18 protein-coding genes are annotated in these 22,160 nt (G+C 72.2%); 12 read left to right on the top strand and 6 right to left on the bottom strand.

The features are described from left to right. Genes ACIQ9P_RS02640 through ACIQ9P_RS02630 form a run of 3 tightly spaced genes read left to right on the top strand, consistent with a single transcriptional unit; the run spans position 1 to position 4,839 of the window. Positions 1-1,293 carry a cation:proton antiporter gene (locus ACIQ9P_RS02640; RefSeq protein ID WP_402348499.1) on the top strand — a complete coding sequence of 431 codons (1,293 nt, stop codon included), beginning with the start codon at positions 1-3 and terminating at the stop codon, positions 1,291-1,293. Then, positions 1,290-1,481, top strand: coding sequence for an MbtH family protein (locus ACIQ9P_RS02635; RefSeq protein WP_402348496.1), 192 nt, complete (start codon positions 1,290-1,292; stop codon positions 1,479-1,481). Before ACIQ9P_RS02640 ends, ACIQ9P_RS02635 begins: the two co-directional genes overlap by 4 nt. Positions 1,482-1,506: 25 nt before the next feature. Continuing rightward, entirely contained in the window at positions 1,507-4,839 is a 3,333-nt protein-coding gene (locus tag ACIQ9P_RS02630; RefSeq protein ID WP_402348493.1) for an amino acid adenylation domain-containing protein, read from the top strand. A gap of 99 nt (positions 4,840-4,938) precedes the next feature. Here ACIQ9P_RS02630 and ACIQ9P_RS02625 read toward each other — a convergent pair whose 3' ends face one another. After that, positions 4,939-5,883, bottom strand: a complete 945-nt coding sequence (locus tag ACIQ9P_RS02625; protein ID WP_402348490.1) for a ParB N-terminal domain-containing protein — start codon at positions 5,881-5,883, stop codon at positions 4,939-4,941. Between the two features lie 212 nt (positions 5,884-6,095). Continuing rightward, positions 6,096-6,848 carry a leucyl/phenylalanyl-tRNA--protein transferase gene (locus ACIQ9P_RS02620; protein ID WP_402348487.1) on the bottom strand — a complete coding sequence of 251 codons (753 nt, stop codon included), beginning with the start codon at positions 6,846-6,848 and terminating at the stop codon, positions 6,096-6,098. A gap of 83 nt (positions 6,849-6,931) precedes the next feature. On the opposite strand from ACIQ9P_RS02620, the gene ACIQ9P_RS02615 reads away from it, so the two are divergent. Genes ACIQ9P_RS02615 through ACIQ9P_RS02605 form a run of 3 tightly spaced genes read left to right on the top strand, consistent with a single transcriptional unit; the run spans position 6,932 to position 9,973 of the window. Next, positions 6,932-7,741: a thioesterase II family protein gene (locus ACIQ9P_RS02615; protein WP_402348484.1), complete on the top strand. Its 810-nt coding sequence runs from the start codon at positions 6,932-6,934 to the stop codon at positions 7,739-7,741. After that, complete coding sequence (locus ACIQ9P_RS02610) at positions 7,734-8,744, top strand: fatty acid desaturase (protein ID WP_402348481.1); 1,011 nt, start codon at positions 7,734-7,736, stop codon at positions 8,742-8,744. The genes ACIQ9P_RS02615 and ACIQ9P_RS02610 overlap by 8 nt, the downstream gene beginning before the upstream one ends. Continuing rightward, on the top strand, positions 8,741-9,973 hold the full coding sequence (locus ACIQ9P_RS02605) for an acetyl-CoA carboxylase biotin carboxylase subunit family protein (RefSeq protein WP_402348478.1): 1,233 nt from the start codon (positions 8,741-8,743) through the stop codon (positions 9,971-9,973). The genes ACIQ9P_RS02610 and ACIQ9P_RS02605 overlap by 4 nt, the downstream gene beginning before the upstream one ends. On the opposite strand, the gene ACIQ9P_RS02600 is transcribed toward ACIQ9P_RS02605, so the two are convergent. From ACIQ9P_RS02600 to ACIQ9P_RS02585, 4 genes are all read right to left on the bottom strand, one after another. After that, a complete protein-coding gene (locus ACIQ9P_RS02600; RefSeq protein ID WP_402348475.1) occupies positions 9,960-10,103 on the bottom strand; it encodes a hypothetical protein in 144 nt (47 codons plus the stop codon). The genes ACIQ9P_RS02605 and ACIQ9P_RS02600 overlap by 14 nt on opposite strands. Before the next feature lie 41 nt (positions 10,104-10,144). Beyond that, positions 10,145-11,980: a carbamoyltransferase gene (locus tag ACIQ9P_RS02595; protein ID WP_402348473.1), complete on the bottom strand. Its 1,836-nt coding sequence runs from the start codon at positions 11,978-11,980 to the stop codon at positions 10,145-10,147. Next, complete coding sequence (locus ACIQ9P_RS02590; RefSeq protein WP_402348471.1) at positions 11,973-14,090, bottom strand: iron-containing redox enzyme family protein; 2,118 nt, start codon at positions 14,088-14,090, stop codon at positions 11,973-11,975. The genes ACIQ9P_RS02595 and ACIQ9P_RS02590 overlap by 8 nt, the downstream gene beginning before the upstream one ends. A 171-nt stretch (positions 14,091-14,261) precedes the next feature. Continuing rightward, positions 14,262-15,230, bottom strand: coding sequence for an Inducer of phenazine A (locus tag ACIQ9P_RS02585; protein ID WP_402348468.1), 969 nt, complete (start codon positions 15,228-15,230; stop codon positions 14,262-14,264). A gap of 309 nt (positions 15,231-15,539) precedes the next feature. On the opposite strand from ACIQ9P_RS02585, the gene ACIQ9P_RS02580 reads away from it, so the two are divergent. From ACIQ9P_RS02580 to ACIQ9P_RS02555, 6 genes are all read left to right on the top strand, one after another. After that, positions 15,540-16,034, top strand: a complete 495-nt coding sequence (locus ACIQ9P_RS02580) for a GNAT family N-acetyltransferase (protein ID WP_402348465.1) — start codon at positions 15,540-15,542, stop codon at positions 16,032-16,034. Between the two features lie 378 nt (positions 16,035-16,412). Then, positions 16,413-17,378, top strand: coding sequence for a fatty acid desaturase family protein (locus ACIQ9P_RS02575; protein ID WP_402348462.1), 966 nt, complete (start codon positions 16,413-16,415; stop codon positions 17,376-17,378). Positions 17,379-17,410: 32 nt separating this feature from the next. Continuing rightward, complete coding sequence (locus tag ACIQ9P_RS02570) at positions 17,411-19,162, top strand: SidA/IucD/PvdA family monooxygenase (RefSeq protein ID WP_402348459.1); 1,752 nt, start codon at positions 17,411-17,413, stop codon at positions 19,160-19,162. Next, a complete protein-coding gene (locus ACIQ9P_RS02565; RefSeq protein WP_402348456.1) occupies positions 19,159-19,365 on the top strand; it encodes an MbtH family protein in 207 nt (68 codons plus the stop codon). Before ACIQ9P_RS02570 ends, ACIQ9P_RS02565 begins: the two co-directional genes overlap by 4 nt. Beyond that, on the top strand, positions 19,362-21,038 hold the full coding sequence (locus ACIQ9P_RS02560) for a carbamoyltransferase N-terminal domain-containing protein (protein ID WP_402348453.1): 1,677 nt from the start codon (positions 19,362-19,364) through the stop codon (positions 21,036-21,038). The genes ACIQ9P_RS02565 and ACIQ9P_RS02560 overlap by 4 nt, the downstream gene beginning before the upstream one ends. Continuing rightward, positions 21,031-22,113, top strand: coding sequence for an amidinotransferase (locus ACIQ9P_RS02555; protein ID WP_402348450.1), 1,083 nt, complete (start codon positions 21,031-21,033; stop codon positions 22,111-22,113). Before ACIQ9P_RS02560 ends, ACIQ9P_RS02555 begins: the two co-directional genes overlap by 8 nt. The last annotated feature ends 47 nt before the right edge of the window (positions 22,114-22,160 follow it).

Genomic DNA, 22,160 nt, shown 5'->3' with positions numbered 1-22,160 from the left:
GTGGCTATCGGCGAGACTGCGACACTGCTCCTCGCACTGCTGGTGATCACCGTGGTCGCCCGGGTGCTGGGAGCCATCTGCAAGCGGTTCGGTCAACCGGAGGTGATCGGCGAGATCGCCGGTGGCATCCTGCTCGGTCCGTCCCTCTTCCACGGGGAGATCGCGCGCACGGTGTTCCCGGCCGAGATCCGTCCGGAGCTCAGGACGATCTCCAGTGTCGGGGTCTGCGTCTTCATGTTCCTCGTGGGGCTGCACCTGGCCGAGAGCCGTCTGCGCGGGCAGGGCCGGATCGTCCTGTCGTTGTCGATCGGTTCCATGGTCGTGCCGTTCGTCCTCGGCGGCCTCTTCGCGATCGGCGTCGTCGGCGACCGGTCCGGGCGGAACGCGGTCCTGTTCTGCCTGTTCGTCGGGACCGCGATGTCGATCACGGCCTTTCCCGTGCTGGCACGGATCCTGACCGACCGGCAGTTGATCGACACGCCCATCGGCGGTCTGGCGCTGGCCGTGGCCGCGGTCGGGGACTTCTTCGCCTGGGCGATGCTCTCGGTGCTGGTCGCCCTCTCGCACGGGGACCAGCCCCCCTGGCGGATCCTGCTGGTGGTGCCCTTCGTGGCCTTCCTCGTCGGGGTGGTGCGACCGGTGCTGGCCGGACTGGCGGAGCGCCGGTCCGGGCGCCCGCGCGGGTCCGTCGCCCGGATCGCCGGGGGCGCCGGCACGGTGGCCGCGATCGCCGGAGCGCTGTGGCTGTCGTCCGCGGCGACCGAGTGGATGGGGCTGCACCAGATCTTCGGCGCGTTCCTGCTGGGGGCGGCGATGCCCCGCTCGGGCGCCGCCGACCTGCGCGAGCGGGTACTGCCCCGGGTCGAGCAGGTCAACCGGATCCTGCTGCTGCCGGCCTTCTTCGTGGTCGCCGGCTTCGCGGTGAACCTGTCCGGGATGGACGCCCGGGAGTTCGGCCTGCTGCTGCTGATCCTGCTGGTCGCGGTCGGCGGCAAGGTGGTGGGCGCCTTCCTGGCCGCGCGGCTGGTCCGGGTGTCGCCCCGGCACAGCGTCGCGCTGGGCCTGCTGGTCAACACCCGAGGACTCACCGAGCTGATCGTCCTGGCGATCGGCCTCCAGATCGGCCTGCTCGATCAGCGCCTGTACTCGCTCCTGGTGCTGATGGCGCTGGTCACCACATCGATGGCGGGTCTGCTGCTGCCCTTCGTCTACCCCCGGCGGCAGGCCGAGCCGCACCGCGAGGGCGGCCCGGCCCCCGAGTTCGCACCCCTGGTGAAAGAGGAGTCGAGATGAACCCGTTCGACGACCCGCAAGGTCGCTTCCTGGTGCTCGTCAACGAGGAGGAACAGCACTCGCTGTGGCCGAGCCGCCGGGCGGTGCCCGCCGGCTGGCGGATCGTCCACGGCGAGGACAGTCGGCAGGCGTGCCTCGACTACGTCACGCAGCACTGGACCGACCTGCGCCCGCTCAGCACCCGCTGAGCGGTCCGCCGAGAAGAGGCAGCCCGTGATCCCGATCTCCGACTTCCTGGAAGAACTGCGCGTGGCCGGCGTACAACTCTGGCTTCAGGAGGGCAAGTTGCGTTATCGGCCGACCGGTGCGCTCGACGCCGAACGGCTGGCGGCGCTCCGCGAGCGGCGTGACGAGGTGATCGCCACCATGCTCGCCGACCCGGCCCCGGCCGCCCGGCCGGACGCCGTCCCGCTCTCCGACCACCAGCAGGGCATGTGGTTCCTGGAGCAGATGGGCGTGCTGGGCGCGGCGTACAACCAGACGGCGCTGCACCGCGTCACCGGCGACCTCGACGTGGCGGCGCTGCGGTCGGCGATCGCCGAGATCGTGCGACGGCACGAGATCCTGCGCACGGCGTTCCCGGCGCGCGACGGCGTCGGCGTACAGGTCGTGGAGCCGCCCGGCGACCCCCGCTTCACCCTGCTCGACATGTCCGGGCTGTCCACGGCCGAGCAGCAGCGGTGGCTGGACGAGCGCAAGCGGATGTACGCCGAGTACCGGTTCGACATCTCCGTGGCGCAGAACTTCCGGACCGAGCTGATCCGCTTCTCGCCGACCGAGCACGTGCTGGTCCTCCGTTCGTACCACCTGGTGCTCGACGGTCCCTCGCACGCCAACCTCTACGAGGAACTGCGCACGTTCTACCGGGCGTTCCGGACCGGCACTCCGGCCGACGTGCCCGAACTGAGCATGCAGTACGCCGACTACGCGGTGTGGCAGAACGGTCGGCCCGCCGCCGAGGCGAAGCGGCACATGGACTACTGGACCCGGCGACTGGCCGACGCGCCGCACGTCTTCGACCTGCCGACCGACCGGCTCCGCGCGGCCACCGCCGGACTCGACGGCGACACGGTCGAGGTGCCGGTGCCGGCCGAGGTGGCCGAAGGGCTGCGCGCGCTGGCCCGGCAGCGGGGCGCCACGCCGTTCATGGTGCTGCTGGCGGCCTTCCACACGCTGTTGTACCGCTGGAGCGGTCAGACCGACGTGAGCGTCGGGATGATCGTCGACGGGCGGGCGCACCCGGACGTCGAGGCCAACATCGGCCACTTCGTCAACCCGGTCGTCCTGCGGGCCGACCTGGCCGGACGGCCGACCTTCGTCGAACTGCTCGGCAAGCTCCAACCGCTGATGCTGGAGGCGTACGAGCACCGGCACGCGCCGTTCGACCGCCTGGTCGCGGAACTCCGTCCGCAGCGGGACACGGCGGTGCAGCCGCTGTTCCAGGTGCTGTTCACCTATCTGAGGGCCGAGCCGTTCGACCTGCTCGACGGGCTGACGGTCACCCCGATCGAGCCGGACGAGCGCAAGGCGATGTTCGACCTCACGCTCTTCGCGCAGGAGAGCGGTACGGGGGAGCTGAGCGTCGGGCTGGAGTACCGGACCGCGCTGTTCGAGCGCTCGACCGTGCGGCGCCTGGCCGGCTACCTGGTCACCCTGCTGGCCGGGGTGGCCGCCGCGCCGGACCTGCCGATCGACGATCTGCCCCTGATGTCGGCCGCGGAGGAGCACGAGGTGCTCGAACTCTGGAACGGCACGGTCGCCCGGTACGACGAGGACAGCTGCCTGCACCAGGTGGTCGAGCGGCAGGCGGCCGCCACCCCGACCGCCGTCGCGGCCGTGTTCGAGGGCCGGGAACTGACCTACCGCGGACTGGACGAGCAGGCGAACGCCCTGGCCCGGAAGCTGCGGGAGCTGGGCGTCGGTCCCGACGAGCGGGTCGGCATCGCCCTGCGCCGCTCGCTCGACCTGCTGGTCGCCAACCTGGCGGTGCTCAAGGCGGGCGGTGCCTGCGTCCCGATCGACCCGTCCTATCCGGAGGCGCGCCGGCAGCTGATCGCGCAGGACGCGGCGCTGCGCCTGGTGATCGGCCCGGCGGACGGTGCGGCCGGCCCGGAAGGCTCCGCCCCGGTACTGGCGTTCAGCTCCTCGGCCGCCGCCACCGGCCCGGAGGACCTGACCGACCCGGCCAACATCGCCTGGGTGCTCTACACGTCCGGGTCCACCGGCCGGCCCAAGGGCGTGGCCATGTCGCACCGGGCACTGCTCAACCAGGTGCGGTGGCAGCGGCGCCAGGGCCCCGGCGGCCGCGGGCGGACCCTGCAGTGGGCGGCGCTCAGCTTCGACATCTTCTACCAGGAGATGATGACCACGCTGGCCGCGGGCGAGACGCTGGTCATGGTCGAGGAAGAGGTCCGGCACGACTTCGAGCGTCTGCTCGACGTCATCGAGACGCAGCGCGTCGAGCGGGTCTTCATGCCGTTCGTGGCCCTGCAGGGCATGGCCGAGCTGGCCGTGCGCCTCGACCGGTTCCCGCCGTCGCTGCGCGCGGTCCTCACGGCCGGCGAGCAGCTGCAGGCCACCCCGGCGATCCGGGAGTTCTTCACCCGGCTGCCCGGGTGCGCGCTGTTCAACCAGTACGGGCCGATCGAGGTCCACCTGGCCACGTCGCACCGGCTCGGCGGGGATCCGGCGCGGTGGCAGGCGCTGCCGCCGATCGGCCGGCCCTTCGACAACGCCAGGACGTACGTTCTCGACGCCGAGCTGCGGCCGGTGCCGCCGGGGGTGGCCGGCGAACTGTTCGTCGGCGGCACCCCGTTGGCCCGCGGATACCTGGGCCGCCCGGACTTGACGGCGGAGCGGTTCCTGCCCGACCCGTTCCGCGTCGGAGCCCGGATGTACCGCACCGGTGACAAGGTCCGCTGGAGCGCCGGCGGGCAGCTGGAGTTCCTCGGCCGGTTCGACGACCAGGTGAAGATCCGCGGGTTCCGGGTGGAGGTCGCCGAGATCGAGGCGGTCCTCAGCGGGCACCCGCGGGTGCTGGAGTGCGCCGTCGCCGCCCACCGGTACGGCGTCGGCGACCGGCGCCTGGTCGCGTACGTCGTGCCGGACCCGCAGTCCCCGCCGTCCTCGGCCGAGCTGCGGGCCTTCCTCGCCGACAGGCTGCCGGACTACATGGTGCCGGCGGCCTATCTGACGGTGGCGGAACTGCCGTGCACGCCGAGCGGGAAGCTCAGCCGCGCGCTGCTGCCCCGGCCGGACGACGAGACGGAGTGGGCGGGGGCGGCCGCGTACGAGCCGCCGGGCACACCGCTGGAGGAGAGCATCGCCGCGATCCTGGCGGAGGTGCTGGCCGTGCCGAGGGTCGGAGTGCGGGACAACTTCTTCGAGCTGGGGGGCCACTCGCTGCTGGCGGTCGCGGTCGTCAACAAGGTCGGGGACCTCGTCGGGCGCACGGTCGCCCTGCGTACGCTGTTCGAGGCGCCGACCGTGGCCGGCCTCGCGGCCCGCCTGAGCGGGCCGGACCCGAGCGGGCCGGACCCGAGCTGAGCGGACGGAGCGGGCCGGACCCGAGTTCGAACTGCCGGAGCACACGAGAACGGGCCGGTGTCCACCAGGACACCGGCCCGTCGCGTTCCCGCCGCGGTCTCAGCCGGACGCCCCGCCGGCCGCGGTGCTGCCGTACTCGTCCTCCAGCCCCATCGCGAGCTGGATCCAGGCGGCCGCGCAGGACCTGGCCAGGGAGCCCAGGTTGAGCCGCGAGTGCGGCGGGATGTGGCAGAGCGTCATCGGGATCTCGTCGGGAACCAGCACGCGCGGCCCCAGCCAGCGCAGGAGCACCCGTCCGGACTCGGTGTAGCGCAGCGACGGATCCCGTTGGATGCTGTCCAGCAGCGCCCGCAGTTCCTGGGAGGGGTCGGCCTCCGGCAGCTTCACCGTCATCTGCCGGTCCTCGTTGCGGTCGACGAGCTCAGGACGGGTCCGCCGGTCCAGCACCGGGTCCTCGCCGGCCCGCAGCCGTGCCCGGACACTGCGCGCGGTCTCCACCGAGATACCGGCCTCCTTGGCGATCCGGCGCAGCGTCGCCTCCGGATGCACCGCGATCAGCTCGGCCGCGGCCTGCCGGCCGGCCGCCCCGTTGATCGGCCGTACCCGGCCGTCACGGCCGATGCGCGCCTCGACCGGCGGGCCGTCGATCCCGCGGCGCAGCGAGCCCACGGTCTTCGCGGCGAGCCCGGCGGTGAAGGCGATCGACCGGTCCGACAGCTGCGGATGGCTCCGGATGATCCGGACCGCGGCGGTGCGCCGATCGGCGAGCGTCAACGGCCTGCCGTGCGACACGTTGAGCCGGACGGCGACCAGGAACGCCTCGTGACTGTCGCCGTCGAACAGCTGCGCGCGGATCTCCCGCTCGCCGCGCAGACGCGCGGCGGTGAGCCGGTGCATGCCGTCGATGACGCGCATGGTCGCGCGGTGCACCACGATCGGCGGCAGGTCCGCCTCCATCTCCGCCAGGGAGCTCGCGTACTCCAGGTCCACGCCCGCGGACCGCGGGGAGTCGGCGTCGCGGATGGCGGAGAGGGGCAACTGCACGACCGCGTCGCCCCCGTCGGGGAGCGGCTGTGTGCACGGCTGCACACCGGTGGAGGTCGCGGTTTCGAGTGTGGATCCAGAGGTGTTGACCGGCACTGGTTCAGCTCCGTTTCTGTCACGGCCCCGATGGTCGAACGAGGACGCACCGTCCTTGTTCATCCTGACCACGTGACCGGACCCACGGCACTCACCTGTTTTGGGGGCAACGCCTGCTAGCCGGGCGTACGGAGGTACCCCAGGCGCCGTACCGGCTCCGCGCCGTCGGCCAGCCGGACCGGACCGCTGCCGCGGGCCAGCGCCGCCAGGAACGCGTGGCGCGGCATCGGCTCCGCGCCGAGGCGCCGGCTCCGCTCGCTGTCCCACTCGACGTCCAGCAGCGTCACGCCGGCGCCGGCCAACCGGTGCTCCATGTCGAGCAGCGCCACCTTCGACGCGTTGCTGCGCCGGTGGAAGCAGGTGTCCAGGACGAACACCTCCCCGGTGCCGATGCCGATGGCACCACCCACCAGCTCGTCGCCCTCCCACACTTCGACGCTGTGCGCCCAGCCCTGCCGGTTGAGCTCGACCATGCACTCGCACAGCTCGGGGGTCAGCCACTCGGGGAGGCGGTCCCGGCGGCACTCGGCGAGCACCCGGGCGAAGTCCTGGTTCGCGGTGGTGGTCCAGGGCAGCCGGTTGCGCAGCAGCTTCATCAGGCTGCGAGCCTTGGTCAACCCGCCGTACGGTACGACCGGCCGGGGCCCCGGGGACCACCAGGCCAGCGCGTACGGGTCGGGCAGCGGCGAGTCGAGCACCACGGTTCTCCCGGACTCCACCGACTCCTCGTACAGGGCGTGATTCACCTCGATGTCGGCCCCCGTCGCGGCCGGCATGGGGAAGGCGCCGTGCCGGTAGCCGCCGAGAACGGTGGCCGGGTCGAGCCGCCCACCGATCGCGATCGGCACATCGGCCGGGGCACTATCCATCGCGAATCCGTCCCAGACGCACCCTTCGCAAGAAATCACATCCGGATTCTGTCCTCAGACCCGCAACCGACGGGAGTCCCCCGATGACCGCACCCTCGACACCGGGCAGCGCCGGCGCGACCGCGCGCTGGCTGCGCCGGCCCCGGCCGCGCCGGGATCCGGCCGCGCGCCTCGTGTGCCTGCCGCACGCCGGCGGCACGGCCAGCGTCTACAGCCCGTGGTCCGACCGGCTGCCGGCCGCGATCGAGCTGATCGCCGTGCAGTACCCGGGCCGCCAGGACCGGTTGGCGGAGCCGCCGGTGTCGTCCGTCCCGCGGATCGCCGACGCCGTGGCCGAGGCGCTGGCGCCGTACACCGACCGGCCCCTGTTCCTGTTCGGGCACAGCATGGGCGGCCTCGTCGCCTACGAGGTCGCGATCCGCCTGGAGGCCGGGCCGGGCGCGGACCCGGCCGGCCTGTTCGTCTCCGGCCAGCTCGCCCCGCACCGGTCCGCGCCACCGGAGGAGGCGCTCGACGACGCCACCGTCGAGGCCGAGGCCCGGGAGGCCGGCTGGTCGGATCCGGTCGTGTTCGACCACCCGGAACTGCGCGAGCTGGTGCTGCCGGCGCTGCTGGCGGACGTCCGGGCGTCCCTCACGTACCACCGGGAGGAACCGGTGCGGCTGAGGGCCCCGATCGCCGCCTACGGGGGGCTGGGCGACGGCGGTGACGTGCCCGGCGAGTTGGCCGCCTGGGGCGAGGCGACCTCGGGCGCCGCGGTGTGGCGGGCGTTCGACGGCGACCACTTCTACCTGAGGCCCCAGGAGGCTCAGCTGGTTGCCGACATGGTGACCCGGATGTCTGACTGGGGAGTGGCGTCAGTTGGACTGAGTGAGGAGAAGGACCGTGGCTGATTCTGATCTGGCCGAGCGGTACCGCTTCGCGCCGGACATCATGGCCGAGGTTCGGGCCGTGTCGAGGCCCGACAACTGGCACGGCCCGCTGGAGGCCGTCACGCACTGGGCCTGGATGGCGTTCTGGTGCGCGGTCTCGGTGCTGTCGTGGCAGCACGCACCCTGGTGGCTGGCGCTGCCGGTGTACCTCGTGGCGGTGTTCTTCATCGGCGGTCGGCAGCGCGGCATCGCCGGCATGCTCCACATGGCGACGCACCGGGTGTTCATGGCCGACCGCCGGGCCGGCAGCGTGATCGGGGCGGTCCTCGGCGGGTACCCCGTGCTGCAGAGCTACACCGGCTACCGGGCCTCGCACCTCGGCGAGCACCACGGCCGGCTGGGCGATCCGGACCGCGACCCGGACTACCGCCAGTACCGGGACAACGCGCTGTGCGGGGACGACCTGAGCCGCAAGGCGCTGCGCCGGTACCTGCGCACGGTGGTGACGCCGAGGGCGACCGCCTCGTACGTGTTCTACCTGCTGCGCCACCGCATCGTGGCGGCGGGGGAGCACCCCGCCGAGCGGGCGTTGCGGGTGGTCCTGCTGGCGGGGGTGCTCACCTGGGCCGTCCTGGGCGGCTGGTGGCTGTGGCTGCTGCTGCTCTGGTTCGTCCCGCTGGTCACCACGCAGGTGTGGATCGGCGCGGTGTCCGAGCTGATGGAGCACTTCCCGCTGATCGAGACCGCCCCCCGGGTGGACATCCACATGTCCTGGAACCGGGTCTACGGATGGGGCACCCGGTTCCTGCTGGGGGAGATCGACGGCGAGGGCTTCCACCTGGTCCACCACCTGTTCCCGCGGACGCCGATGTGGCGTCTGCGCGAGATCGACGCGATCCTCGGCCGCGACCCGGTGTACGCGGCACTGCCACGGCTCGGCGGCCCCCTGGGCGGCCTTGAGCAGATCTACCGCTCGCTGCCCGCGCACCGCGAGCACGACGACCCAGTGAAGGTGGACTCATGACCGAGACGGTGATCGTGGTCTACACGGCCGGAGCCGCCAGCCCGCTCGAACTGGCCGCCGACGCGGAGGGCTACGAACTCCTGTTCGCGGTGCCCGTCGAGGAGGCGCCGGACGGGCTGACCGACCTGCTGGCGGCCGTCGGCGAGGTCGTCGACATGACCGACGAGGCGGCCGGCACCGCGGTGCTGGCCGCCCGTCGGCCGGCCGGGATCGTGGCCTTCTCCGACCGCGACCTGCCGCTCGCGCAGCGGCTGGCCTCCCGGCTCGGCCTGCGCTTCCACTCCGAGGAAACGGTGCGCGCCGCCACGGACAAGCACGCCCAGCGGCGGCGCTTCGCCGAGGCCGGGCTCCGGGTGCCGCGGTTCCGGTTGCTGACGGGGCCGGAGGAGGCGTTGGAGGCGCTCGCCGAGGTGGGCACGCCGGCCGTGCTGAAGCCGGTGAGGGGGGCGTCCAGCCGTCAGACCTACCGGCTGGACAGCCCGGAGGACGCGGTGCGCTACACCGCGGACGCGTTCGCCTCGGGCGACGCCGACGAGTTCGTGATCGAGGAGATGCTGGTCGGCTGCCCGACGGTGGCCGGACCCGGCCTCGGCGACTACGTGTCGGTCGAGGTGCTGTGGTGGCGCGGCACGGTGGTGTGCCAGGTGCTCAACTCGCGACTGCCGTTGCTGGAGCCGTTCCGGGAGCGGGGCTTCTTCCTGCCCGGACTGCTGCCCGCGCCGGTCGAGGAGGAGGTCCACGCGCTCTCCGCGGCGGCCTGCCGGGCTCTCGGCGTGCGGGACGGGTGGGCGGACGTCGAGCTGAAGCTCACCGCCGACGGGCCCGTGGTGATCGAGGTGAACGCCCGCCTCGGCGGGTACACGGCCGCGCTGTTGCACCGGTCGTTCGGGGAGGAGGCGGTCCGGCTCGCGTTCGAGGTCGCCGTCGGCCGGCAGCCGGTGGTGTCGCTCGGGGAGCCCACCGCGGTCGCCTTCGGTTACCAGATCATGCCGCCGGTCGGCGACTGGCGGTTGGCCTCCTGGGGCGACCTGGCCGCCCTCGCCGACCGGCCCGACATCCTCTCGGTCGTCCTGACCGCGGAGCCCGGTGACCGGGTCGACTGGCGGCTGGGCGGCCAGGGCACGATCGGAGTGGTGGAGGGCCTGGTGGCGCGGCCGGAGGAGGTTCTCCCCGTGATGAACGCGATCGAACGGGCCATCGCCGACCAGGTGGTCTTCACCCCCGCGTGAGCGGCCGCTCCCAGTAGCTCGTCCGGCGCCGGGACATCGACCGGCGCATCGGATCGCGCAGGACCCGGAGGACCAGGCCCGCCGGGACCACGAGCAGGACGTACAGGACGGTGAGCAGGGCCTTGCGCATCGGGAACCCCTTTCGGTGTGGGACGGACGGACGGCCGCTGGTCAGTCGAGGGGGACCTCGGTGCGCCAGTCCACGTCCTCGTTCCAGTCCGGCTGGTCGGACTTGTGCAGCACGAACCCGCCGAGCACGAGCAGGTCCATGTCGGTCCGCATGAAGCAGGTGTACGCCTCGTGCGGCGTGTTCACGATCGGCTCGCCGCGCACGTTGAACGAGGTGTTCACCACGACGCTGCTCCCGGTCTCCCGCTTGAGAGCCGTGAGCAGGCGGTGGTAGGCGGGGTTGTCCCGCGGCCCGACGGTCTGCACCCGCGCCGAGTGGTCCACGTGCGTCACCGCGGGGATCACCGACCGGGCGACCTTGAGCCGGTCGATGCCGGTCAGGCCGGCGTCCGTCCCGGCGGGCAGCCGGGCCGCCTCGGCGACCGGCGCGACCACGAGCATGTACGGACTCTCCTGGGAGAGGTCGAAGAACTCCTCGGCGTCCTCGGCCAGTACGGACGGCGCGAACGGCCGGAACGACTCCCGGAACTTGATCTTCAGGTTCATGACCGACTGGGTCCGCGGATCACGGGCGTCGCCCAGGATCGACCGTGCTCCGAGCGCCCGCGGGCCGAACTCCATCCGGCCCTGGAACCAGCCCACGACCATCCCCGCGGCGATCGACCTCGCGACCTCGGTGGCCAGTTCCTCCGGTCCGAGGCGGCGGTGCGGGACACCGGCGTCGGCCAGGTAGGCCGCGATCCCGTCGTCGTCGTACGCCGGTCCGAGCAGCGACCCGGACATCGCGTCGCGCCCGGTCCCCGCGTGGGCCCGCCCGGCTCCCCGGTCCATCGCGACCGCGAGCGCCGCGCCCAGCGCGCCGCCGGCGTCACCGGCCGCCGGCTGGATCCACACCTCGTCGAACAGCCCGTCGGCGATGATCCTCCCGTTCGCCACGCAGTTCAGGGCCACGCCCCCGGCCAGGCAGAGCCGGGACTCGCCGGTCAGCTCGCGGGCCCTGCGCGCGAGCTCGAGGACGACTTCCTCGGTGACCAGTTGGACGGACGCGGCGAGGTCGAACTCCCGCCGGGTCAGCTCGCCCTCGGGCTCCCGGCGCGGACCGCCGAACAGCTCCTCGAACCCGCGACCGGTCATCACCCGGCCGCGCAGGAACTCGAAGTAGCGCATGTTCAGGCGGAACGACCCGTCCGGCCTGACGTCGATCAACCGCTCGCGGATCAGGGCCGCGTACCGCGGCTCGCCGTAGGGCGCCAGGCCCATCAGCTTGTACTCGCCGGAGTCCACCTTGAAGCCGCAGAAGTAGGTGAAGGCCGAGTAGAGCAGGCCGAGCGAGTGCGGGAAGCGGATCTCGGCCGTCGGCTCCAGCCGGGTGCCCCGCCCGTGCCAGATCGAGGTGGTCGCCCACTCGCCGACGCCGTCGACGCACAGCACGGCGGCCGATTCGTACGGGCCGGCGAAGAACGCCGAGGCGGCGTGCGACTCGTGGTGCCGCCGGCAGACGATCTCCGGCACGCGTCCGCGGTCCAGCCCCTCCAGCTCGCGGCGGACCACCTCGGCGGCCCGTCGCTTCGACGACCACCAGCCGGGAAGGGTGTCGCGGAACGAGGCGAGCCCGAACGGGGCGGCGCCGAGGTAGGTCGCCAGGACACGGCGGAACTTGAGCGCCGGGTCCTCGTAGTAGGCGATCGCCGACACGTCCGCGAGGGTGGCGCCGACCTCGTCCAGGCAGTAGCCGACGGCGTTCGCCGGGAACGCGGGGTCGTGGCGGCGCCGGGTGAAGCGCTCCTCCTGCGCGGCCGCCACGGGGCGGCCGTCGGACACCAGTGCCGCGGCACTGTCGTGGTAGTAGGCGGAGATGCCGAGAACCAGGTCAGACATGTGCGGATGCCTCCACTCGGGCGCGACGGGCAGCCTTGCGGGCCCAGAATCCGGAGGGCGGGTTCAGCGAGCGGTACCCGGTCCGGACCCGGTCCCACGCGTCCGTGCGGGCTGCCGGCGCCTGCTGCGCCAGATACCCGTCGACGGCGTCCGCCGCCCACGCGGAGTGTCCGGTCGCGACATTGTCGATGGTGTTGTGGACGTCGACGAACGTGGTGCTGAAGCGGTACTGCTTGAGCGCGTGCCGGGCGCGGCGGTAGCTGCCGCCGACACCGGACAGCTCCATGGCCAGGTTCAGGCCGAGGATCTCCGGTTCGAACGTCCGCGGGAACCGCCCGATCGCCAGCCAGTAGACGGGCAGTTCGAACGACGGGTCGCGGAGGGCCGGCCAGGCCGCGAACTCCGGCGACCGGGTCGGTGGCAGGTCGATGCCCATCTCCCGCAACAGGGTGCGGTAGATCAGCGGGTGGTTCAGTTCCGGCTCGCCGTTGCCCAGTTCGTCCCAGTAGGTGTTGAACAGGAAGTGGCCGCGCTCGGCGGAGGCGAGCCGGTAGTCGGTGTGACCGGCCAGCCAGGCGCCGTCGATCAGTGTGAGCGGCGCCAACTGCAGCGTCGAGTCGATGAGTTCGGCGCGGCTCGGCAGGGGATCGTTCGAGCCGTCCTGGAACTCGCTGTTGTGGAGGTCGTGCTGGTCGAGCAGCCACGGCCGCAGGCCGTCCGTCGGCGGCTCGGCCGGCAGCGACTGGGCCGCCCGCCTCATGCCGTGACGGGACCGGGCCAGCCACTTCTCGACGTAGCGCAGCGCGTACTGCCGGGTGGCCGGCGTGACCGACCGCCGCAGCAGCCGGGTGTACGCCTCCCGCAGGTCGGCGGGAGCGGCGTCGTCCTCGCCCGCGGTGTCCGGGGCCGTGCGGAACCCGATGCTCCTGGGCCGGTGCGCGGGCGGCCGGAGCCGCCCGCGTTCGGCCGGATCGGCCGGCAGCGCGTCGATCCACCGGTTGATGACGTCCAGGTCCTCGTCGGGGAACACCCGGAACATCCGGCCGTTCTCCGACACCAGTTCGCCGGTGAGCCGGCTCTCCCCGGACCGGCCCGGCCGCACGAGGCGGCTGTCGGCGAGCGCGGCCAGGAACGGAGCCGGGTCGGTGCGCGCCTCGGTGAGCCACTGCTTCAGCGGCCGCCCGCGCATGACGAACCGGTCGTGGTAGGCCGACGCCTCACGGGCCCGGGAGCGCATCAGCTCGGCCATTTCGAAGGACGGGTCGCGAGCGGCGTCGAGCTCCCGGTACACCTCGTCGCTCCAGCACCGCAGGGCGGCGAAGGCCCAGGCGAAGCCGCGGTCGACCGCCGCCGCCCCGGCCGCTCCGGCCGCCGCGGTGAACCCGGCCGCGAGGGCTGCCGCGTCCTCGCTCGCCGGCGCCCGGTCCGTGCCGCGCGCGCCGCCCGGGTCCAGCGCGGCCCAGTCCGCGGTGCCCGGGCCCCGGGCCCGGACACCGGCGAGCGGGGGCAGCAGCCCGACGGCCCGCAAGCAGAGGTCGAGACCGATGATCTCGCCCCGGTACGCGTCCGGGCGCCGGCCCATCGCCAGGGCGAGAGCCGGCAGGTGGAAGGACGGGTCGGCGATCCGGCGGTCGTGCGCCAGCCGGGCGGCCGGGCACGCGTGCACGGCCACCCGGACGTGCCGCATCAGGGCGAGGTACGCGTCGCCGCGGGACTCGCCCGGATGTCCGGTGCCGACATCGGCCGCGAACAGCGCGAGCGCCCGCAGGGCGACCGGCTCCTCGGCGTTGCCCGGCTCGCTCATCCACTGCAGCCAGGCACCGGAGACCGAGGCCAGCGGCGCGCAGGCGAGCACCGCCCGGCGGACGAGCACCTCCGCGCAGCCCTCGCGCTCCGCCGTGGCGAACAGCGCGGTGAAGCGGGCCCGTTCGGCCGCGGCCCAGGCAGCGGCAGCGGAGGGTTCGCACCGCGGACCGCCGTCCTGGCCGGCCCGGTCCAACTCGTCGGTGATCGCCGGCCGCAGAGTGTCGGGCAGCGGTGTGTCCTCCGGCTCGCACGCGCGCGCGAACACCGTTCGGACCGACAGCGTCGGCCCGTCGTTGCCCGTCACCTGATCAGAACATCGGGTAGATGGAGGCATCGGCCTTCTTCTTCTGCTTCTTCTTGCGGCGGCCGCGCAACCTGGCCAGCAGCGTACGCAGGAACGACACGGGGAGGTCTCCTCGGTTCACTTCGGGTCGGCGTCCGGATGTCAGGTCAGGTCAGGTCGGGTCACGTCGGGTCACGTCAGTTCGAGGCTCTCGGCGAGCACCTGCGCGACCGCGTCATTGCCCTGGTCGGTGTAGTGGCCGCGGTCGACGAAGAGCCAGTCGGACGGCTTCACGGACGCGTTGAGCCGGGAGAGCGTGTCGACGAACGGGATGCCCTTGCGCGCGCAGGCGTCGCCGAGCGCCTCAACATAGGCGGCGCCCGTCGCGATGCTGCCGACGTCGCCGTAGCGCTCCTCCCAGGTCCCGTAGTCGGATGCCTGGTCGAACTCGTCGAAGAGCAGCTTCTCCTGCGGCGCCGGTGTCTCCCGCAGCCAGGTCGCGAGCGGCTGGAGGGCGAAGCTCACCCGGGCGCCGGTCGCGGCGGCCATCACCAGCCAGCTGTCGAGGTTCCGCAGCGTGACGTCGACCGCGGACCGGATCATGCTGTCCGTCGTCGGGAGGGCCGCGGACGGCGCCGCGGACTGTGCCGGCGGACGCGGGCCGGTCCGCCACCGCTTGGTCCTGGCCGGCTCGGCGTACCGCGCGCGCAACTCCTGCATCTTCTCGAAGTACTCGTTGCAGAAGAAGAACGGCTCCTGGCCGCCGGCGTCCACCCCGGTCAGCTGTCCCATGACCAGCGTGTTGAAGCCGCTGAGGACGACGATCTCGTCGATCGGCGGCAGCAGGTGCCGGTGGAGCACGAAGAGCATCAACTCCTGGGTGGAGTTGAGGTACGGGGCGCCGAAGGTGTACCACGGCCGGCTCGGCGCGTGCTTCGTCCAGAGCCGGGAGGCGATCGTGGTCGCGTCGCTCGTGGCGCCGTAGCCCAGCGACACCGAACCACCCACGAGCAGCCGGACCGGCCCGTCGGGCCGCTCACCGCCGACGGACCCCGGTCCGTCCGGACCGTGCGAGATCCGGAATCCGATCCGGTCGGTGTTGATTGCCGCCGATCGGTAGTTCGGTCTGTTGAAGTACATCAGATAGGGGAGGTACCTCATCTCCCCGCGATCGAGGAAATCGAGATAGTCCGAGAGCTGAGGTGTCAACAGCTCGGTTTGCCGCACCATTAAGACGACCTCCACATTGCCTTCGGGCGACCGTCCGGCCGGAATCCCTTCATGGCAACCTAATGCCGCTGCGGCCGGTCGGCGTGTCCCGTAAAAGGGCTGCGGGCGGCCGCCGGCCGGTCTCCGGAACCCTGGATCCGGCGGATCCCCCGGAACTCCCGGGGCGGTCCGTCCGGCGTGCTAGCCTCGGCTCGGCCCTGACGTGGAACGACCCGTCGTTCCGTCCGAGACGGAGATCCGATGACTGACGACGTGGCCGGGGACATCTCGCTGCGACCCCTGACCGAGGATGACGTTCCGGTCCTCTTCGACATCCAACTCGACGAGGAAGCGCAGCATTTGGCTGCCTTCACCGACGCCGCCACCGCCCGCGACGCCGACGCCTTCCGGCAGAAGTACCGGAGGATCCTGGCCGACGACGCGATCGTCAACCGGGTCGTCGAGGTCCGCGGCGAGGTCGTCGGCAGCGTGGCCACCTTCCCGATCGAGGGCGACACCGAACTCACCTACTGGATCCGCAAGGACTGGTGGGGCCGGGGCTTGGCCACGGCGGCCGTCGCGGCGCTGCTCGACGAGGTGACGGAGCGTCCGATCCAGGCCCGGGTCGTGGAGGACAACGCCGGCTCCGTCCGGGTGCTGGAGCGCAACGGCTTCGTGCGCGTCGGCAGTGAGGACTCGTTCGCCCCCGGCCGCCAGGCCACCGTCACCGAGCTGATCTTCGAACTGGGCGACTGACGACGGACCCGGCGCGCCTCCGCGCGGACCGGGTCAGAACGACAACACCCGTGCGCCGCACGGTCCTCGGACCGTGCGGCGCACGGTTTTTCGTGCGCGGTCCTCCGCTTCCAAGTGCCGATTGTGAACAGTTGGACGCCCGGTGCGTCCGGATGTCCCTTCGGTGTTCCGCGCGTTCGGGGCGACCGCGGCGACGCGGGTGGTGAACGCCCGGCCGACGGCATCGTTGACAGTTCCGGCCGTGGTTAGCGTCGTCACCGTATCCCGGGCTCTGTGACCCGTGGCCCGATTCCCGGAGCTCGCGAATTCGCGCGGGGAACGGCCACTTCGGTGAATCGCCGGGCAGGTCCACCACGCGTACGGAAAGGTACTGGTGCAATGGTCGACGCCAAACCACAGCAGTTCTGGCGGAACAGTCCGGCCGACGCCATCCTGCTCGCCATCACTCTGACCCAGTTCGCCGGGACCATCGCGCTCGCGGCTCTGACACCGGACGGACCGTGGTCCAGGCTCGGCTCCGCCGCCCTGGTCGCGGCCATGATGACCTACTCGATCATCGTGGTCACCCATCTGTTCGTCCATCAGCCCTGGTTCAGTGACGGCCGCCTGAACGCCGTCCTGTCGATGGTGAGTTCGGCGAACATCGCGCAGTCGGTCCAGGGCTACTACCTGACCCACGTGCGCAACCACCACCGGTACAACAACGACCGCAAGCGCGACGGGACCACCGCCGACATCACCTCCACCTACCGGCACGGCCGCGACGACGACCACGCCCCGCTGTGGCGGTACCTGGTCGGCGGCCTGGCCTCCTCCGCCCTGGAGTGGGCGGCCACCTGGGCGATGCTGCGCCGGGGGTGCGCGGTCGGCCCGCGGGAGGTCACGCTGCAGGGGCTGGCCTCGCGGAACCCGGGCCGGCGGGCGGCCGAGCTCCGCCAGATCAGGTTCGACCGGCTCGCGTACCTCGCGTTCACGGTGCTGCTGGCGGTTCTGTCCTGGCAGTGGACCCTGCTGTGCTACCTGCCCGCCGTGGCGCTCGCGTTCACCCTGGTCAACATCCAGAACTACTACCGGCACTTCGGCGCGGAGCCGGAGAGCCGCTACGCGAACTCGGTGAGTCACTACGGCCGGCTGTACAACCTGCTGACCTTCAACGACGGCTACCACCAGGAGCACCACCTGCGCCCCGCGACGCACTGGAGCCGGTTGCCGGTGGTCGCCGAGGAGTACCAGGAGCAGTTCGAGGAAGCGGGCCGCGTGGTCTCCCCGGTGCCGGCCCTGGTCGGCTTCCTGGACACGGGCCGCGTCGGTCAGCGCCCGCCGGCGAAGCCGTCCGTCGGATGAGACCGCCAAGCCGTCGAGGAAGGAACAGCCACGTGAAGGATCCCGGGACGCGGGACGACCCGTACGACGTGATCGGTCTGGGTTTCGGACCGTCGAACATCGCGCTGGCGATCGCCGCGCAGGAGATCGCCCCCGATCGCAGCTGCCTCTTCCTGGAGCGCTCGCCGGACGTCAGTTGGCACGAGGGCATGCTCATCGACGGGGCACGCATGCAGATCTCGTTCCTCAAGGATCTGGTGTCCCTGCGCAACCTCGCCAGCCCGTTCACGTTCCTGGCGTACCAGAAGGCCAAGGGGCGGCTGGAGAAGTTCGTCAACCTCGCCGAGTTCCGGCCGACCCGGCTGGAGTTCCAGGACTACCTGCGCTGGGTCGGCGGTCAGTTCTCCGGTCTGGTGCGGTACCGCTCCGCGGTCACCTCGGTGTCCCCGGTCCGCGGCGACGACGGCACGCTGTCGTTGCTGCGGGTCACGGCCACCGACACCGCCACCGGTGAGGTGGTCGAGTACCACGCCCGCAACGTGGTGCACGGGCTCGGTGGCCTGCCGAAGGTGCCCGCCGGGGTGACGACCGGTCCGTCCGTGGTGCACTCCAGCGCGTTCCTGTCCAAGTTCCCGGGCGCCTTCACCGACCACGACCGGGGCTGGGAGTTCGCGGTCGCCGGGGACGGCCAGAGCGCCGGCGAGATCACCCACTACCTGCTGGACCGCTATCGCAACTCGCGGGTCCACCTGGTCCTGCCCGGGTACTCGCTGAGCGCCACCGACAACAATCCGTTCGCCAACGAGCAGTTCTTCGAGGCCAACGCCGACGCCTTCTACTCCCGCAGCGAGGAGAACCGGCGCGACTACGCCGCCCGCCTGCGCGACACCAACTACGCGGTGGTCGAAGCGGGTTTCCTCGACGACCTGTACCGCCTGGTCTACGCGGACGAGGTGCGCGGCCGCACCCGGCTCGTGGTGCACGACGGCTCCCGGCTGACCTCGGCCGAATCCGACGGCACCGGGGTCCGGGTCGGTGTGCACAGCCGCTTCGGCGCCGGGGCCCACGAGCTGCGCACGGACGGACTGGTGCTGGCCACCGGATACCGGCGGGACCTCGACCCGGGGATGTACCGGGACGTCCTGCCCCACCTCCGGACCGACGACCACGGCCGCCCCGTGGTCTCCCAGGACCACCGGGCGTGCGCCACCGAGGAGTTGACCTGCGGGCTGTACCTGCAGGGCCTCTCCGAGACCACGCACGGGCTCGGCGAGACGCTGCTCTCGCTGCTGCCGTTCCGGTCCAAGCAGATCATCACGGCCATCGCGAAGGACGGCGGCTCGATGGCGCGGGCGTTCCCTCCCGCGCGGGACGACTTCGAGGCCCTGGCCGCGCGGATCGGGCGGTGCGACTCCGGCACCGTGATCAGCGCCGGGCCTTCGGAGTTCCCCGTCGCGATCCGGCTGCCGCTGACCCTGGACCGGAACCGGGGCCGGCGGGGCGTGCTGTTCGGAGTGCTGGACCGGACGGACGCGGTGCCGCTGACCGACGGCGGCAAGGTGCTGGCGGTGTTCGACCCGGCGCCGGCCGGTGAAGCGGTGTCGGTCACCGTGCGCGGGCACGTCCGACTGGTGAGCGACCGGGAGCGGATCGCCGGCCACCTGGCCGGGGCGGACCCGGCGGAGCCGGCCGGCCCGCCGGACGTCACGGTCGGAATCGAGATCGAGATCGAGACGCTGTCCGGCCGCGTCGGCCCGTCCCGGGAACAGCGCGCCGTAGGAACCGACAAGGAGGGGCAGTCATGACCGACACCGACGAGACGTACGTGGTCGTGCACAACGCCGAGGAGCAGTACTCGATCTGGCGGTCGGACCGACCGGTGCCCGCCGGGTGGACCGCGGTCGGCGAGCCGGCGTCCCGGGAGGACTGCCTGGCCCGGATCGGCGAGCTGTGGACCGACATGCGGCCGGCCAGCCTGCGGGCGGCGATGGACGGGTCCCAGCGGTGATCGTCTGCGGCATCAAGGTCTCCCACGACGGCGCGGTGGCCGTGCTCGACGGGCAGCGCCTGCTCTTCAGCGCCGAGATGGAGAAGCTCGGCAACGGCCGGCGCTACAGCGCGCTCGGCGACCTCGACCGGATCTCCGCCGTCCTGGCCGAGCACGGGCTCACCGTCGCCGACGTGGACCGCTTCGTGGTCGACGGCTGGTGGTCGGAGGGCGACGGACCGACGCTGATCGACACCCTGTCCGGCGGCAGGCCGGTCAGCGTCGCCACCGCGCCGTACGCCGCCGACCCGTTCGTCCCGGCCCTGCCGGAGCGGTACACGTTCGACGGCATCCCCGGCAGCCCACTGGCCGGGGGCTACAGCAGCTACCCGCACGTGAGCCACCACCTGTACGCCAGCTACGGCAGCGGTCCGTTCGCCGGCCGGACCTCGCTGGGCCTGGTCTGGGACGGCGGCACGCTGCCCCGGCTGTACCTCGTGCGCCCCGGCCGAACCGTGACCGGCGAGTACCTGGGCCCGCTGTTCGGCCTGGTCGGCGACATGTTCACGTACTTCTGCCTGGCGCTGGAGCCGTTCCACCGGTCGCTGGACGGGCTCACCGAGGTCCAGGTCGTCGAGCACCACCTCGGCACGGCGGGCAAGGCGATGGCCTACGCCGGCCTGGGCGCCGCGGACGAGGACGTGCTGGCGGCGCTCGACAAGCTCGTCGCCGAGCTGGGCGCCGACCTGATCGGACCGGAGGTCGGCACGATGCTGGCCGCCCGCTGCACCGAGCTCTTCCCGTCGCGTTCGGCCGCCGACCTCATCGCCTCCTGCCAGGAGTTCATCGGCCGAACGCTGGTCGGCGCGCTCACGGACGCGGTGGCCCGGCTCGAACTGCCCGAACCGCTGCCGATCTGCCTGGCCGGCGGCTGTGCGCTCAACATCAAGTGGAACAGCATGATCCGCTCCAGCGGGCTGTTCACCGACGTCTGGGTGCCGCCGTTCACCAACGACTCGGGTGCCGCCCTCGGCACCGCCCTCTGCGAGGTGCTGAGCCGAGGGGGCGGGCCGGAGCTGGAGTGGAACGTCTACTCGGGACCGGCCGTCCGGCCCAGCAGCCCGGCGCCCGGCTGGTCGGCCCGGCCGTGCGACGAGCGGCAGTTGGCCGCGTTGCTGCACACCACGGGCGCGCCGGTGACGGTGGTCGACGGGCGGGCCGAACTCGGCCCGCGGTCGCTCGGCAACCGCAGCATCCTCGCCGCTCCGGTGTCTCCGGCCATGAAGGACGAGATGAACCGGATCAAGCACCGGGAGCCGTACCGGCCGGTCGCGCCGATCTGCCTGGAGTCGGAGGCGTCGGCGGTCTTCGACCCCGGCGGCGCCGACCCGTACATGCTCTTCGACCACCGGCTGCGGCCCGGCTGGGCGGAGCGGGTGCCGGCCGTGCTGCACCTCGACGGGACGGCCCGGCTGCAGACCGTCCGGCCGGACACACCGCACACCAGGGTCGGCCGGGTGCTGGAGGAGTACCACCGGATCAGCGGGATCCCCCTGCTGTGCAACACGAGCGCCAACCTGTCGGGACACGGCTTCTTCCCCGACGTGGCCACCGCCACCGCCTGGCGCGGCACACCGTACGTGTGGTCCGGCGGGATCTTGTACACCGACGAACGAAGGACGAACAGTGTCTGAGTCAGAGCAGACGACCGGGTCGCCGGTCCGCGCCTACAACGAGTGGGACCCGCTGGAGGAGGTGATCGTCGGCACCGTCGACGGCGCGCACTTCCCGCCGTACGACACCGCGACGGCCGCGCCGCTCTCGCCGGAGCAGCGCGCGGTGTTCCGGGAGAACGCCGGCAAGCCGTTCCCGGCCGATCGGATCGCCGCGGCCCGCGACGAACTGGACCAGCTCGTCGACATCCTCAAGAACCACGACGTGCGGGTGCGCCGACCGGACCCGCGCGACCACGGCCGGTCGTACGGCGCGCCGGGCTGGACCAGCACCGGTCTCTACGACGCGATGCCGCGCGACCTGCTGCTGGTGATCGGCGAGCAGATCATCGAGGCGCCGATGGCCTGGCGGTCGCGCTACTTCGCGAGCTCCGCCTACCGCCCGCTGCTCAAGGAGTACTTCCGCGGGGGCGCCCGGTGGTCCGCCGGCCCGCGCCCGGAGCTCAGCGAGGAGCTGTACGTCGAGGGCTGGACCGACCAGCCGGAGGGCGAGCCGTTCCGGTCGGTGATCACCGAGTTCGAACCGACCTTCGACGCGGCCGACTTCATCCGGTGCGGCCGGGACATCTTCGTCCAGCGCAGCCACGTCACCAACATGATGGGCATCGAGTGGGTGCGCCGGGAGATCGGCGACGAGTACCAGGTGCACGTCGTCGAGCTGGCGGACGACCACCCGATGCACATCGACGCGAGCCTGATGCCGATCGCACCCGGCAAGCTGCTCGTCCACCCCGACCGGGTGGTCGAGGTGCCGCGCCAGTTCAAGGACTGGGAGGTCCGCCGGGCGCCGGCGCCGGTCATCCCGGACGGCCACCCGCTGTACATGACCAGCAAGTGGATCAACATGAACATCCTGATGCTGGACGAGACCCACATGGTGGTCGAGGCCGAGGACCGGCCCATGCAGGAGCTCGCCGAGAGCTGGGGCATCACGCCGGTCCCCTGCCCGTTCCGGAACTTCAACACCTTCGGCGGCTCGTTCCACTGCGCCACCACGGACGTGCGCCGGCGCGGTGAGCTGCGGTCCTACTTCTGAGTCCGGGACATCGTCGCGATGCCGGTCGGCGCCTCCGTGGGTCGCCG

Source organism: Kitasatospora sp. NPDC094019 (genome assembly GCF_044764505.1).
In the GTDB taxonomy this organism is placed as follows: Bacteria; Actinomycetota; Actinomycetes; order Streptomycetales; family Streptomycetaceae; genus Kitasatospora.
Note: the sequence above shows the minus strand (reverse complement) of the source record. Positions and strands in the feature narration are given on the sequence as shown.